Source organism: Citricoccus sp. K5, from assembly GCF_902506195.1.
In the GTDB taxonomy this organism is placed as follows: Bacteria; Actinomycetota; Actinomycetes; order Actinomycetales; family Micrococcaceae; genus Citricoccus.
Genome location: NZ_LR732817.1, coordinates 3137668 through 3151425 on the forward strand (window position 1 = coordinate 3137668; position 13758 = coordinate 3151425).

A 13758-nucleotide genomic window follows, 5' to 3' on the forward strand; every position below is an offset into this window, starting at 1 on the left:
GCCAGTCCCGACGAGGACGGTCAACCGCGGCCCCCCTTCCGTTCGTACGTCACCAGGGAACCATTGCCGAACGTTCCCGTGGTGGCGTAGAGCGTGGAGCCGCCGAAGGCCACATCGGCGGGTGACTCTGCTGTGAAGAGGGTCTTGGCCGACGAACTGCCCCTCTTGATGACGGAGACCTCCCCGCCGAACATCTCGGCCACCACGATGTCCCCGTTCCGGTCCACGTCCAGACCGGTGGTGCCATGCATGCCGGTGGCCACGGCCCGGGCCTTCCCTGACCACGGATTGACCCGGTACACCGTGCTGATCGGCATCATCTCACCGGCACTGCCCTGGAGTGTGGAGACGTAGAGGTTCCCGTCCCGTCCGACCCGCACGTCCGTGGGCACCGGTTCGACGGTGTAGTCCGCCCCGACGACGCAGTCCGGCAGGGCCAAGCCCGAATCCGGAGCACCCAGCTGAGCATCGAAGCCGGCCTTCAGCTCCGCTGTCATCGTGATGGTGGTGGCGGGAAGCACGGCCACCGTGGAGATGCGCCGACTCTTCAGGTCCACCTTGAGGATCGCGTTCGCCGCGGCGTCCGCCACATAGGCGGTGTTCCCGTGGACATCGAGTTGGTAGGCGTGGGACTCCACGATGCCCCGGTACCGATTGAGGGGCAGACCGGTGGCCTCCTCGAGCACCGCCACCTCGGCGGCACAAGTGGCGTCCAGTCCGCGCAGCCCGTACGTCTTCCGACGATCGGGGTTGTTGCGGTTCTCGTAGGCCATGAAGTCTCCACTGACCACCGTTCGCTTTCCGCGCTCGGAGGTCTTGACGAGATGGCTGGTGGGACCACGGCCGTAGTCGGACTCGATATGGAAGGTGGAGCCCTTCGACACGTCGATGCCGACCAGCTCGTTGCCCAGCTCTTCGCTGACGGGAGGCCGCATCTGGTGGACGGTGGTGACGGTCCCCCGCCTGCTGACCTTGGACAGGGTTCCCGCGAAGCTCTGGGTGACGTAGGCCGATCCGTGGTGGCCGGCTGCAACGGACAGGGGGCCGACAAGTCCTTGCGCCACGGTCTCCGGGGCGGATGGGGTGGTCGAATGAGCCTGGGCGGGTGCTGCGATGAGGGTGACGGCAAGGGCCAGACAACTGGCCGCGGCTGCCGCACGGGGCGTGCGCATGGAGATCCTCCGAAGGGTGAAACGGCTGCCAGTGGACCGTCCCGGGCGGGACGGGCCAGTACCCGGGCGCGGAGCCGGGGGAGGCCTTCGGCGCGCGGGAACAGCAGGAGAGTATGGCCGGGACGGCAGGCCGGTCCATCCCCGGCCACCGCTCAAAAGACTGCCGCCGGACCGAGATGCTGCGGCGGCAGCGACGGCCCATGTCAGGTGATGTCAAGCTCTCGAAAGCCCGCATTCTGTGGAGGTTCGAGCCCGGTCCGTCCGAGGCTGCACACCCGGCGGCCGCGCCACTGTGGGATCGGGGACCGGCGCCGTGCGGACCGGCCTCCGTCCACGGGCGGGACCTGGTTAGATGACCGCATGCGAGCTTTCGGATACACGGAGTACGGCGGTCCCGAGGTCATGCACCACCTCGAGATGGAGGACCCGATGCCCGGTGAGGGGCAGGTGCTGATCCGCCTGGCCGCGGCCGGCGTGAACCCGGCGGACATCAAGGTCCGGTCGGGGTTGCGCCGGGATCGGATCGAGGTCCGGTTCCCCATGCCCATGGGCCGTGAGGCGGCCGGGGAGGTGCTCGACGTCGGCCCCGGGGTCACCGGGTTCCGTCCCGGAGACGCGGTGTTCGGCTCGACGGCGGCCGGGACGGGCGCGTTCGCCGAACAGGTCCTGCTCAGTGCGGCCGGCTCGGCGCTGCGGCCCGACGCGGTCTCCGCGGAACAGGCGGCCTCCCTGCCGGTGTCTGTGTGCACCGCCTTCGACGCCTTGGACGAGCTCGATCTTCCCGATGGTGCCACGCTCCTGGTGCTCGGCGCCGGGGGCGGCGTGGGAACGGCTGCCTGCGGCTTGGCTCGGGACCGCGGATTGACCGTGCTGGGCGTGGCCTCGGAATCCAAGCGGCGGATCGTCGAGGAACTCGGCGCGTGCCATGTGGTCAAGGGAGACGGCTGGAGCGAGCGGGTGCGGGCCGAGGCCCCGGATGGGGTGGACGGCGTGATCGACACCGTGGGTGGTGAGACCCTCCGAGAAGCCGCAGGACTCCTCCGGGTCGGCGGCGAGGAAGGAGAGTCCGGGCAGGGAGCCGGACGGCGGAGGGGAGAGCGGGGACAGTCCGGGCCGAACCGTTCGCGCGTGCTGCCGCTGCGCAGTGTGGCCGACTACGAACTGGCCCGCGAGCTCGGCGGGGCGCCTGTCTCCCGTCGCCGCACCACTGCGGTCTACTCGCAGGTCGCCGAACTGGTGGCCGCGGGGCACTTCACCCCGGTGGTCTCCACCGCCTATCCGTTCTCGGAGGCGGCGGAGGCGGTGGCCGCCGTCGAGTCCGGCTGCCCCGTGGGCAATGTGGTGGTGGCCGGCTGAGACGTGGTGGTGACTGGCTGAGGATTGCGGGTGGCTCAGATGGCGGTCGACCGCGCGAGGTCAAACGGCGGTAACCCAGGGGCGCAGGAGATCACCGATCTGCTCCTCGGAGCGGTAGGGCAACACGTCGAAACCCCCCAGGCCGGCACCGGGCTCGGCAGATCGGCCCCAGTCCTGACGGAACTCGAGCACCGCGATGTCATGGTCCACGATCGTCACCACCACGCTACGGCGGCCCGGCGGAGAGGCCTCGATGACCAGTGTGGCGGCGGACTCCCAGTAGAGCCGTGCAGCCATCAGGGATCCGGCCGGGGTGGGATGGAGCCTGCCGTCCAGCAGGTTCAGCCGCTGCAGCAGTTCGAGTTGCGCCGGGTCCTTCTGCAAGGAGCGGGCTCCGCCCCACGCGGCGTTGACGACGGCTTGCACCGAACGCTGGGGGATCGGTCCGAGCGGTGGGGCGTAGCCGGTCGGCACGGGGGCCAATTCCGTGCTGATGGCCACCGTGGACCAGCTCGGCGCCACGTCTCCTGGTACGGGTACGGGCCCCCCGGGCCTGGGGGCTAGGCCCTCCAGGGCCCGGACCCAGCGGGGCCGCCATCGGGCGGGCATGCCGGAGGTGCCCATGAAGTGTCCGACGACCACGAGGGTCAGCCCACCGAAGAAGCCCACGGACCAGGCGATGCCGCTGGCCGTCGACGGGCCTCCGGCGGCGAAGAGATCGGCCACGGGAGTGGAGAGCCCCATCAGGATGAGGCCGGCGCCGATGGGGACCATGGCCGGTCCGAGGTAGCCGGCGTAGATGAGGGGGCGGGAGAGCCACCGGCGGTTCCACCCGGCGTAGGCACCCCGGCCCAAGACCAGGAATGCCGCGCCAATCAGGAAAAAGAACCACACGATGCCGCTCCCTCTTCGGACGGTCACTGACGCGTGCCTCCTCCGCAGGGCACCGCCGCCGAGTGTACCGACGATAGACCTCTGAGCACTGACAATCCGGAGGCATTCTGGTTACGGTGGCCTCAGTGGTGTGGAAGATACGGCTACGAGCGCTTCGTGTTCGTTGCGGACCTCTCACACCGACCTATGACCAGACTTAACAGGAGGAACTCCATGCCCCGTCCGATCGTCAGCAAGGCCAGCACCCAGTGGAACGGTGACCTGTTCACCGGTTCCGGGACCACCGCCCTCGAGACGTCCAAGGCCGCCACCTTTGACGTGAATTGGAAGGCCCGGGCCGAGGAGGCGGGAGCCACCACGAATCCTGAGGAACTGCTCGCCGCCGCCCACTCCACCTGTTACACCATGCAGTTCTCCAACATGCTCAAGGAGAACGGCACCGCCCCCACCCGCCTGGAGACCACCGCGGACGTCACCTTCGAGGCCGGCGTCGGTATCACCGGCATCACGCTGGTCGTCAAGGGCCAGGTCGAGGGGATCTCCACCGAGGACTTCGTGAAGATCGCGGACCAGGCCAAGGACCAGTGCCCGGTGTCCCAGGCGCTCGCCGGCGTCAAGGACATCACCGTGGACGCCACCCTGGCCTGAGGTCAGGCGCCGTGGCCTGAGGACGGATGGCCGCCCTCTCCGGCGAACAGCCCCGCCACGAGTTCGTCCGAGCGGCGCTGGCCGGCCGGATCGCTCATGCCTCCGGTCACCAGCAGCTCATCGGCACCGGTGAAGTCCACCAAGGACGACACTGCCGCGTGCATCTCCTCCGGAGAGCCGTGGATGCCGGAGGCGAGGTTCTCCTCCACGCGCCGTCGGTCGCGGTCGGTGACCGGGCCGGCGTCGGCCTCGCCGCGAAGCCTCGCCCGGATGTCCGTGATGGGTTCCAGAGCGCGGAACTCGCCCTTCACCCTCGACTGGGCCAGCGCCCAGGCCTCCGGTAGGACCAGGTCCCGCGCCGCCTCGCGGGTGTCCCCCACGGCGAGGTTCACCGAGACGATGACGTAGGGCTCCGCGAACCATGGCGAGGGGCGGAAGTCGCGGCGATAACGGGCAAGGCCTTCATGTCCCGCTTGGCCGCTGCGCTGAAACAGGGAGGGCCCGCCCACGACGACGGCCAGCCCGGCCTCCGCGGCCCAGCGCAGTCCCTGCCCGGTCGCCAGGACGAACACCGGGGTGACGGCATGATCCTGCGGGCGTGCGGTGAACGGCCCGGTGCCGCCGAGGAACCCCAGCAGTTCGGCGAGGTCCTCTGGGAACTGCTGCGCGGCCTCCTTGTCCCGGCGCAGCGCCGCCCGGACGGCCGGGGTGAAGCCCACGGAACGGCCCAGACCCAAATCGATGCGTCCCGGGTGCAGGGCTTGGAGCGTGGCGGTCTGCTCTGCCACGATCAGGGGCTGGTGGTTCGGCAGCATGACCCCGCCGGAGCCCACCCGGATCCGATCCGTGGCCCCGGCGATGGCGGACATGAGCAGTGTCGGGGCGGAGCCGGCAATGCCGGGCACGCCGTGGTGCTCGGCCACCCAGAATCGGGAGTATCCCAGCTCCTCCGACCGTCGGGCCCGGGCGATGACCTTCTTCAGCACCTCGGCCTCGGTGAACCCCTCGATCGTGTTGGCGCGGTCGAGGAGGGACAGGGGCAGGCTGGCGTGGCGCGAGGTCATGTCCGGCATAACGGGATCGTCGCACGGAATATTGCCGAGACCGGCGGGACCGGTGGCCGGCTGTGGGACCTGCCGGCCGGCGTCGGGCGTTTGTTACCGTGCGCGCATGGCCGTCATCTACGAAACCGCCGCCACCCTCAACGGATTCCTCGCGACCGAGGACGACTCCCTGGACTGGCTCTTCCAGATCCCCGGTGAGCAGCCGGACATCACCGACTTCATGGGCTCCGCTGCCGCCATGGTGATGGGCTCCACCACCTATGAATGGGTGCTTGCGGTCGAGGACCTCGTGGCCCATCCGGAGAAGTGGGCCTCGTCCATGGGGCGGAAGCCGGTGTTCGTGTTCTCCACCCGGGACCTGCCCGTCCCGGCGGGAGCTGACGTGCGGATCCTCGACGGCGACGTCGGACGGCACCTTTCCGAGATCCGGGCGGCAGCCGGAGGCGGGGACATCTGGATGATGGGCGGGGGAGGATTGGCCGCCCAGTTCCTGGCGGCTGACGCGTTGGACCGGATCGCCATCACCATGGCACCGGTGACATTGGCCCGGGGGAAACCGTTGTTCTCGGGTGACGTGTTCTGGGACCGGCTGCGGCTGCGGTCCGCCGAGAAGGTCGGGGAATGGGCCCGCCTCGTCTATGACATCACCCCCGCGGAGCGCGGCACGAACCGCTGACCGCGGTGTCCCCCTGATGTAGCCCACGGGACCGGTCCGGCATCACATGAAGAGCCGAAAACATCCTTCTCTGTTGTAATAGTGTGTGACACACAGTAAAGTGTGAGGCGTGAACGAAGAACTGGCTTCCGCCCTCGCCACCCACCGGCAGGAATTGCGGCGCGGCACCCTCGTGGTCTCCTGTCTGTTGGCCTGCCGAACCCCTCGCTACGGGTACGCCCTGCTGGAGTACCTGGCGTCCGCAGGGATGGACGCGGAGGCCAACACGCTCTATCCGTTGCTGCGCCGACTGGAAGGGCAGGGTCTCCTGAAGGCGGAGTGGAACACGGAGGAGCCCCGCCCACGGAAGTACTACAGCCTCACTGATGACGGAGCCGGGATGGCGGACGAGCTCCGGGACGAATGGACACGACTGACGGCCAGCATGGCCACCCTCTGGAAGGAATCACCACGATGACCGCATTGACCCGTCGCTACATTGACCAGGTCGTCGCGCATCTGCCCGAAGGACAGCGCGGGGACATCTCCCGTGAGTTGGCCGCCCTGATCTCGGACATGCAGGAGGAACGGCTCGCCACCGGTGCCGGCGAGGCCGCCGCCGAGCGTGACGCCCTGGAGGAGCTCGGTGACCCGGCACGGCTGGCCGCCCGGTATCGCAGCGCCCCGAACTACCTGATCGGTCCCGAGCTGTACCCGGTCTACGTCCGCTCACTGCAGTGGCTGGTGCCGGTGGTCCTGGTGGTTTCCCTGATCGTCAACATCGTGGTGTATTCCACCACGGAGCCCGAGGGTCATGTCGGGGCGATGATCGGGCAGATCGTGGGGCCGCTGATCAGTGCGATGTTCTGGCTCCTGGGATCCGTGACCCTGTTCTTCTGGGTCTTCGAACGCGTTGCCCAGCCTCGGGACCGGGCCGCCGTTGCACGGGACGGAGTCCGGAACTGGAGTGTCGACGACCTGGAGATCGAGGTGGTCCACGCACGGGAGGCCCGCTCGGAGGCCATCGGTGGTCTGGTCATGCTGGTACTCCTGGCTCTGGTGCCGCTGATCCCGACCTCGTTCTTCTATGTGGGGCACTTGAACGATGGCGGACCGTTCGTCAACCAGGACCTGTGGACCTTCTGGCTCCCGGCCTACTACGTACTCCTCGCCGTGGAGGCGATGCTGGGCATCTGGACGATTGTCCAGGGCCGCACCACTCGGCCTCGACTGGCGGCCCGGGCTGCTCTCGATGTGGTGGCCGGCGTGTTCTTCACCGTGCTGGTCCTGACGCAGCAGGTCATCGACCCCGCGATCGACTCCGGCATCATCCAGACCTCCAGGGCCACGGACTGGGTGGACGTGCTCTATCTCGTGGTCATCTGGGGAGTCGTCCTCTGGGACCTGTATGTCTGCGTGAAGATCTGGCGGACCCTGGGAGTGCCGGAGCGCCTGGTCACGGCGTGATAACGGTGGGAGTCGCGCGCTGCGGGCATATCCGGGCTGGCAGGACCCGGATGACGTTCAGGTGCCGTTCAGGCGGCCGCAAGGTTGCGATTTAATAACGAGTGTGTACCTTTAAGTAACGGTCCGATAACCCCAGCGGATGCCGGACGGTGACCCATTCCAGCCTGTGAAGGCCGCGGGGTGGGCGCTGCCCGGATCCGGGGACCGCCGTGCGTACACCGTCGTCAATCAAGGTATGAATCCATGAACTACCCCACCCGCCGTGACCGCCTCGCCGCCGAGCTGCAGGCCCGCCGGTCCCGCCGTCGCCGCTCCCTGACCGTCGGCGCCCTCGGCGTGACCACCGCTGCCGGCGCCCTGCTGGCCGGGGTGGCACCCGCCTCCGCCAACGATGGCTCGCAGCAGGCCTCGTCCTACCAGGACTGGAGCTATCAGGGTGAGTCGACCGGCTCGGCCTCCTCCACCTACTCATCGTCCAGCTCTGCCTCGGACTACTCCAGCGCCTCGGCCGGATCCTCGAGCGAGGGTGCCACCTACCAGCTGGCCTCCTACTCCTCGACATCCGGCTCTTACGGAGCAGCGGCGGACTGGGCCGTATCCACCGCCAATGACTCCTCTGTGGGCTACACCTACGGCGGCAACGGGCCGTCCGCCTATGACTGCTCCGGATTCACCCAGAGCGCCTTCGCTCAGGCCGGCGTGGACATCCCGCGGACCTCCGGCGCGCAGTACTCCGGGGCTAACCAATATGTGGGGTTGGACGAGCTGCAGGTCGGTGACCTGGTGTTCTGGTCCAACAACGGGTCGGCCTCCGGCATCTACCACGTGGCTGTGTACGTGGGTGACGGAAAGATCGCCCACGCCCGCAACTACACCGAGGGTGTCTCCGTCACCGACGTGGACTACAGCCCCTGGAACATGATGGGCACGGCCGCCCGGTACTGATCCGGTTCCGTAGCCACTCTCATCGTGCCGGGCCACAGTGATCATCACTGTGGCCCGGCACGATTGGTGTGGTTGTCCTGACCTTGCCCGGAAATTGCCCGGAAAGTGGTCAGCCGAACCGCTGGCTGCGCAGCAACTCGTCGGCGCGGCGGGCCACATCGGCCTGTTGGGTGGTCAGGGTCGTCACCAGGTGGCGTACGTGGCGGACGCGGGCCTCCCATGCCTCGCCGCGCTGTTCCCGGCGCGGCAGCCGTTCCAGGACATCCACCTCGCGCCAGGCGGTGACCAGTGCGGACTCGTAGAGCCGCTGGTCGGCCTGCTCGGCTCGGCCACCGGTCGCCGAGTCCAGGCCGAACACCGCGACCATGTCCAACCGGGACAGGTCCAGGCCCAGGGCGAGCTGCTCGAGGTCGGTCCGCAGCCCGGCCAGTTGACGGCGGACCGCTGCGGTGCCCACGCGGCGCCGGCCGGCTTCAACCACGGCCAGGCCGAGCATGATGACGGTCAGGATCCCGGTCCACGCACTGAGGAAGACCGCCCAGAACACCGCTGCCGGGCTCACGTTGTCCACGGTGAGGCGGTTGTACTCCATGGCCCGTCCGAGGTCCTCCAGCTCGTAGGCGACCCACCAACCGAGGGAGACATCGGCCATGTCACCGGTGCCGCGCACCGTGGGTTCCGTTCCGGTGAAGTGGTAGGCACCCATGCGGCTGCTGACGCCCACGCTGAACTCGCCGGTGAGGAAATTGTCGAACGCGTACGTGCCGTCGTCGAGGATCCACACGGGCAGGATGGCCTGGCCCAGGGCAACGTCACCCGTCCGTGGATCCAGCACCTCCGGGAACTCTGCGGCCACGTCCTGCTTCACCCGTTGCTGCGCCTCGAGCAGGTCCCAGTAGTCGATGGCGATGCGATGGTCATACTCCGGGTCCGGTGCATAGTCGATGTACCGCTCCGATGGGAGGAGGGCAACCGTGAGCTCGACGTCGGCCGGCAGCAGTGCGCCCTCGTCGCTGTATTCGAGGGACTTCGCCATGCGTTCGCGAACGTACTCCAGGTCCAGGCTGTCCGCCTGGGTCTGCGGCTCGGACTCCCGGGGCGCCACCGGTCCGGCCAACGCCGCCGGATCGCCGTAGACCTGCAGACCCGCCAGGGGCCGGTCACCGGTGAGGGTCCGACCGTACTGGATGTGGCTGTCCTCGATCTGCGCTGAGACCACGAATCCGGCCCCGAGGGAGAACAACAACGGCAGTACGAGGACGAGCAGGCCGTAGGGGATCCTGGCTGCGGCTGCCGACGCCGGAGGGGGCGGCGCCGGCTGGCCGTGCTCCGCATGGCGATCGATCAGCTCCAGCACCCGCTCGGTCGCCTGCAGGGGGCCGAGGTCAACCCCATGGCCCAGGCCAAGGCTTGCCCGCAGGCCAGCGAAGGAGTCGGTGGCCCCGGCCGTGGCGGCGGAGACCCTGGCGCGCGAACGCTCGTCCACCGCCTCGTTCAGGGTCCGCACGTGGGTGGCGTTCGGGATGGTCTTCGGTGAGGCCACGTGCCGGGACATCCGCAGGGCGGTGGCGCGGATTTCCTGTTCCACGGCGTTCCACCGTTGCAGGAGGTCGCTGTGGCGGGAGACCAGCCCCGCAGCCTGTTCGTCCGCGTGCTGGTCCGCGACCTCCTGGGCGATGGCCAACAGGCGCGCTCGGTGTGCCTCCAGGGCGCGCGCCTCGGACGGGTAGCGGTCATGATGCGCGAGCACCTCGTCGATGGACTGGAGCAGCGGCAGCGCAAGCCGATCCAGGACGGACCGGGTCCCGGCATGGCCGGAGCGGACCTCGGCGGCCTGGGCCAGGACGTCGGCCCGGCGCTGCAGGTCCAGGGTGTCCGCCGCGAACTGTTGGAGATCGGCCTCGAGCTGCTCCGGGGTCCGCGCCTTCAGAGGCGGAGAGGTGCGGTCGAGGTCCGCCACCAGGGACTGCTCCGTGCGGGCCAGGTCACGGGTGAGATCGCGGACCCGCTTCCAGTCATTCTGCAGCGTCGCGTGCAGGTTCGGATCGTGCTGGGAGCCGGCCACCTCCACCCGCAGCTGCAGGGTCTCCAGCTCCAGGACGGCCCGCGCCAGCCGTAGTTGGGCCTCGCCGAAGGCCCGGTACCTCGCGCGCTCGTCACGGCGCCGGCCGATCCAGCGGTACATGACCAGGATGGCGATGAACATCGGCAGCGCGGCCAGGGGGGCCCACAGCAGAGGGGTGCGGATGCCGGGGTCGAACTTCAGGTCTGCGGCCGTCAGGGCGGCGCCGATGATCGAGTGGGGTCCGTGGCCGAGGGTCCGGTTGTTGACGAAGGTCTCACGGATGGTGGCAGCGGTCGAGTAGTCGTCGCCATAGTCTTCCCCAGCGAAGGCCACGCGGGTGGCGTCATGCAGCGAGAGGTCCGGGTCCTCGGGATCGTCCCCGATGGAGAGCATGATGTCCGCATCACCGGTCTCGCCGTTGCTGTACTCGTCCCACTCCAGTTCGCGCTCGACCACGTGCAGGGTGAACGGCTCATGGCCCAGCGCGATCCCCTCGGCGGCGGCCTCCACCGATTCCTGGGTGATGCCATGGGGCAGCCCCTCGTCCACCACGAAGGTGATCGGTTCCGTGGGCTGGGCGGTGACCTGCTGGAGGCCGATGGCACCAAGCACCACGGACACTCCGGCCAGGGACACGGCCAGGAAGGGGAAACGTGAAGGGGGCCGCCGGCGCAGCGGACGGCCGGGGGGTCGCTGCGAGGGGCCGGGCACGGGTGACATTCTATGGGCTCGGATGGCCTGGGCGCGGATGGCCTCAGGACCGTGACCCGTAGGATGCCAGCAGGTGAGAGCCGGTTCGGCGGACCCGATCCACTCACCCCACCCCGTCGTCCCCTCCCGGAGGAGCCATCCCGTGACCCAGACCCCGCCACCCCGCACGGACGAGGAGGTCCGTCCCTACCTGCAGTCGCTGGGATTGCCTGGCCTGGTGGACCTGCACGTGCACTTCATGCCGGACACCGTCCAGGAGAAGGTTTGGGCGTTCTTCGATCGGCAGGGGGAGGACGGTGGACTGCCGTGGCCCATCGCCTACCGCGAGGGGATCGAGGAGCGTGTCCGCCGCCTGGACGCGCTGGGCGTCACCGCCTACACCACCCTCAACTACGCGCACCGGCCCGGCATGGCGTCCTGGCTCAACGAGTTCTCCACCGCCTTCGCGGCATCCCATCCGCGCGCCATCCACTCGGCCACGTTCTACCCGGAGCCGGAGGGTGCGTCCGCGGGACAGCAGGTCGCGGACGCCCTGGAGGCCGGAGCGCGGGCCTTCAAGGTGCACGTCCAGGTCGGCGGGTTCTCCCCACTGGACCCCGCGCTGGTGGAGGGCTGGGCGCTCCTGGAGCAGGCGGGGACACCGGTGGTCATCCACTGCGGCGACGGCCCGCACCGGGGCGAATTCACCGGGATAGGCCCCGTCCAGGCGCTCGCCGACCGCCATCCCGGCCTCGTGCTGGTGATCGCGCACGCCGGCCTGCCCGACTACCGGGCCTTCGCCGAGCTGGCCGCCGAGCATCCGAACGTCTACCTCGACACCACTATGGTAGGTACCACTGCGATGGAGCTGCGCGCCCCGATCCCGGCGGACTACCCGGAGAGCATGGCCGCACTGGACGGCAAGGTGGTCTTCGGCACGGACTTCCCCTCGATCCCCTACCCCTACAGCCACCAGATCGAGGCCCTCGTGGGCTGGGGACTCGGGGACGAGTGGATGCGCAACGTCCTGTGGAACACCCCGCGCCGTCTGCTCGGCCACTGACCACCCCGGTATGTGCGTGGCCTCCGCCCCAGCACCGTGCGGAGGCGACCGTGCGTGAGCCGCTGAGAGAGCGGACGGCGGGTCGCCGCGCGGGCGGCCGCGCAGGGCTGACGCCGGAACGCTCGGGACGGGATCCCGGCTCCGGGTCCGGAGCCGGGCAATGGGTCAGTCGGAGCGGGGAACGGTGGGCAGGTCCCGGACGGCCGGACCCTCCAGCAGGGCCCCGTCGGCACTGAACCGGGATCCGTGCAGCGGGCAGTCCCAGGAACACTCCGCATCGTTCCACCGCAGGACTCCGCCCAGGTGTGGGCACACCGCCGAGACCTTTCGGGTGGTGCCGTCCACGGTGGACACCCCCACGGGAGTGGTGCCCTGACGGCCGACGATCGCCTCACCCTCGGCCGGGGGGCTCTCCGGCAGCGGGTGCAGTTCGGCCGAGGCCCAGCCGGTGGTCGCCTCCCTGCCGACGCCGAGGGTGTCCTTCAGCCCGGTCAGCAGGTCGGACGGGGTGGTGAGCCGCCGGCCGAGGGTGGTGGCCCAGGGGATCTGGCCGCCCAGCAACTCGGCGGTGATGGCCAGCGCCGCCGCCACGGCGTTGGTCATGCCCCACTTGTTGTAGCCGGTGGCCAGGTAGATCCCGCCGCCTCCGCGCGGCAGCGTGCCGACGAAGGGGATGAGGTTGGCCGAGCGGTAGTCCTGTGCGGCCCAGGAGTGGGTGCGCTGAGCACCGGGGAAGTGCTCCGCGGTCCACGCCTCGAGGTCCTCCACTGCGGCCCGAGGCGAATCCTGCCGGCCGACCACGTGACCGTTGCCGCCTACCAGCAGCAACTCCTCGTCGCCGAGGGGTGCGGTGCGCAGGGATCGGGAGGGGGCGTCCGCGCTGAGGTACATCCCCTGTGGCATGCCTTTCGGTGATCCGGGGAGGCGGTAGGCCTGGGCATAGGACCGCTGGGGCAGGAGCTTGGCGAAGTAACCGCCGCGGTCCAGGACTGGTGTCCCTGTGGCGAGCACGAGGTGGTCGGCCTGCACCTCTCCGTGGGTGGTCTCCACGGTGAGGGGGGAGCCGATCCCGGCCCCGGTGACGCGGACACCCTGGATCAGGGTCCCGCCGCGCTCGCGCAACTCGGTGGCCAGGGCGCCCAGGACCTCCATCGGATGGAACTGGGCCTGGTCCTCGAGGACGATCGCTCCGGCCACGGGGAACGGCAGCTCGGTCTCGTCCGTCCACGTGATCGGAAGGCCGGCGGTCTCGGCAGCCTGCTGTTCGCGCCGCAGGGCCTCCGTGCCCTGGGGGCTGGTGGCGTAGGTGTAGGCCCGGCGCCTCTGAAACGGGACGCCGCGCTCCTCGAGGTACCGCAACAGCCATGACTGGCCCTCGCGGTTGCCCTCCACGTAGGCCCGCAGGACCCGGTCCGACTGGTGCCGGCTGATCTTGGAGAGGGTGGTGCCCTGCAACAGGGACAGCTTGGCCGTGGTGTTGCCGGTCGTCGCCGCCCCCACCGTGCGGGCCTCCAGCACGGCAACCCGCTGGCCCGCACGTGCCAGGAGCACCGCCGTGGTCAGGCCGGTCAGGCCGGCGCCGGCCACCACCGTGTCATAGTCGGTCCCCGGGACGAACTCGTCCGCCCCGGCGGCGGGGACGGGGTGGGTGTCCAGCCATAGTGAATGCACGCTGCTCGCCTCTCTGCTCCGGTTCTCGGTACGCTACGGCGACGAGTCCGGGAAGTCGCGGACGGCCG

12 protein-coding genes are annotated in these 13758 nt (G+C 69.4%); 7 read left to right on the forward strand and 5 right to left on the reverse strand.

The genetic code is table 11. The annotated features are described in order from the left end of the window. Positions 1 to 20 precede the first annotated feature (20 nt). On the reverse strand, positions 21 to 1172 hold the full coding sequence (locus BOSE125_RS14110) for a ScyD/ScyE family protein (RefSeq protein WP_159553530.1): 1152 nt from the start codon (positions 1170 to 1172) through the stop codon (positions 21 to 23). A 360-nt stretch (positions 1173 to 1532) separates the two neighbouring features. Between BOSE125_RS14110 and BOSE125_RS14115 the strand changes: the two genes are divergently transcribed. Then, entirely contained in the window at positions 1533 to 2528 is a 996-nt protein-coding gene (locus BOSE125_RS14115; protein WP_159553532.1) for an NADP-dependent oxidoreductase, read from the forward strand. A gap of 60 nt (positions 2529 to 2588) precedes the next feature. Here BOSE125_RS14115 and BOSE125_RS14120 read toward each other — a convergent pair whose 3' ends face one another. Beyond that, positions 2589 to 3422 carry a hypothetical protein gene (locus BOSE125_RS14120; protein WP_159553534.1) on the reverse strand — a complete coding sequence of 278 codons (834 nt, stop codon included), beginning with the start codon at positions 3420 to 3422 and terminating at the stop codon, positions 2589 to 2591. A gap of 213 nt (positions 3423 to 3635) precedes the next feature. On the opposite strand from BOSE125_RS14120, the gene BOSE125_RS14125 reads away from it, so the two are divergent. Next, positions 3636 to 4070, forward strand: a complete 435-nt coding sequence (locus tag BOSE125_RS14125) for an OsmC family peroxiredoxin (protein WP_159553536.1) — start codon at positions 3636 to 3638, stop codon at positions 4068 to 4070. Between the two features lie 2 nt (positions 4071 to 4072). Here BOSE125_RS14125 and BOSE125_RS14130 read toward each other — a convergent pair whose 3' ends face one another. Next, positions 4073 to 5134, reverse strand: a complete 1062-nt coding sequence (locus tag BOSE125_RS14130; RefSeq protein ID WP_159553538.1) for an MsnO8 family LLM class oxidoreductase — start codon at positions 5132 to 5134, stop codon at positions 4073 to 4075. Between the two features lie 106 nt (positions 5135 to 5240). Here BOSE125_RS14130 and BOSE125_RS14135 point away from each other — a divergent pair, with 106 nt between their 5' ends. The 4 genes from BOSE125_RS14135 (at position 5241) to BOSE125_RS14150 (ending at position 8201) form a co-directional block, all read left to right on the forward strand. Then, positions 5241 to 5810, forward strand: coding sequence for a dihydrofolate reductase family protein (locus tag BOSE125_RS14135; RefSeq protein WP_159553540.1), 570 nt, complete (start codon positions 5241 to 5243; stop codon positions 5808 to 5810). Between the two features lie 109 nt (positions 5811 to 5919). Further along, positions 5920 to 6267: a PadR family transcriptional regulator gene (locus BOSE125_RS14140; protein WP_201301216.1), complete on the forward strand. Its 348-nt coding sequence runs from the start codon at positions 5920 to 5922 to the stop codon at positions 6265 to 6267. Further along, positions 6264 to 7256 (forward strand): HAAS signaling domain-containing protein, encoded by a 993-nt coding sequence (locus BOSE125_RS14145; protein WP_159553542.1) that lies wholly within the window; start codon positions 6264 to 6266, stop codon positions 7254 to 7256. Before BOSE125_RS14140 ends, BOSE125_RS14145 begins: the two co-directional genes overlap by 4 nt. Before the next feature lie 243 nt (positions 7257 to 7499). After that, positions 7500 to 8201 (forward strand): C40 family peptidase, encoded by a 702-nt coding sequence (locus BOSE125_RS14150; protein WP_159553544.1) that lies wholly within the window; start codon positions 7500 to 7502, stop codon positions 8199 to 8201. 109 nt (positions 8202 to 8310) lie between these two features. Here BOSE125_RS14150 and BOSE125_RS14155 read toward each other — a convergent pair whose 3' ends face one another. Beyond that, a complete protein-coding gene (locus tag BOSE125_RS14155) occupies positions 8311 to 10977 on the reverse strand; it encodes a hypothetical protein (RefSeq protein ID WP_159553546.1) in 2667 nt (888 codons plus the stop codon). A 142-nt stretch (positions 10978 to 11119) separates the two neighbouring features. Here BOSE125_RS14155 and BOSE125_RS14160 point away from each other — a divergent pair, with 142 nt between their 5' ends. Beyond that, the gene (locus BOSE125_RS14160; protein ID WP_159553548.1) at positions 11120 to 12019 is read left to right on the forward strand and encodes an amidohydrolase family protein; all 900 of its coding nucleotides are present in this window, start codon (positions 11120 to 11122) and stop codon (positions 12017 to 12019) included. 165 nt (positions 12020 to 12184) lie between these two features. Here the strand turns inward: BOSE125_RS14160 and BOSE125_RS14165 are convergent, their stop codons facing one another. Next, a complete protein-coding gene (locus tag BOSE125_RS14165) occupies positions 12185 to 13690 on the reverse strand; it encodes an FAD-dependent oxidoreductase (RefSeq protein WP_159553550.1) in 1506 nt (501 codons plus the stop codon). Between the last annotated feature and the right edge of the window lie 68 nt (positions 13691 to 13758).

Coding starts and splice junctions, on each gene's coding strand:
- BOSE125_RS14110 (WP_159553530.1), bottom strand. CDS start 1,172: ATGCGCACGCCCCGTGCGGCAGCCGCGGCCAGTTGTCTGGCCCTTGCC.
- BOSE125_RS14115 (WP_159553532.1), top strand. CDS start 1,533: ATGCGAGCTTTCGGATACACGGAGTACGGCGGTCCCGAGGTCATGCAC.
- BOSE125_RS14125 (WP_159553536.1), top strand. CDS start 3,636: ATGCCCCGTCCGATCGTCAGCAAGGCCAGCACCCAGTGGAACGGTGAC.
- BOSE125_RS14130 (WP_159553538.1), bottom strand. CDS start 5,134: ATGACCTCGCGCCACGCCAGCCTGCCCCTGTCCCTCCTCGACCGCGCC.
- BOSE125_RS14135 (WP_159553540.1), top strand. CDS start 5,241: ATGGCCGTCATCTACGAAACCGCCGCCACCCTCAACGGATTCCTCGCG.
- BOSE125_RS14145 (WP_159553542.1), top strand. CDS start 6,264: ATGACCGCATTGACCCGTCGCTACATTGACCAGGTCGTCGCGCATCTG.
- BOSE125_RS14150 (WP_159553544.1), top strand. CDS start 7,500: ATGAACTACCCCACCCGCCGTGACCGCCTCGCCGCCGAGCTGCAGGCC.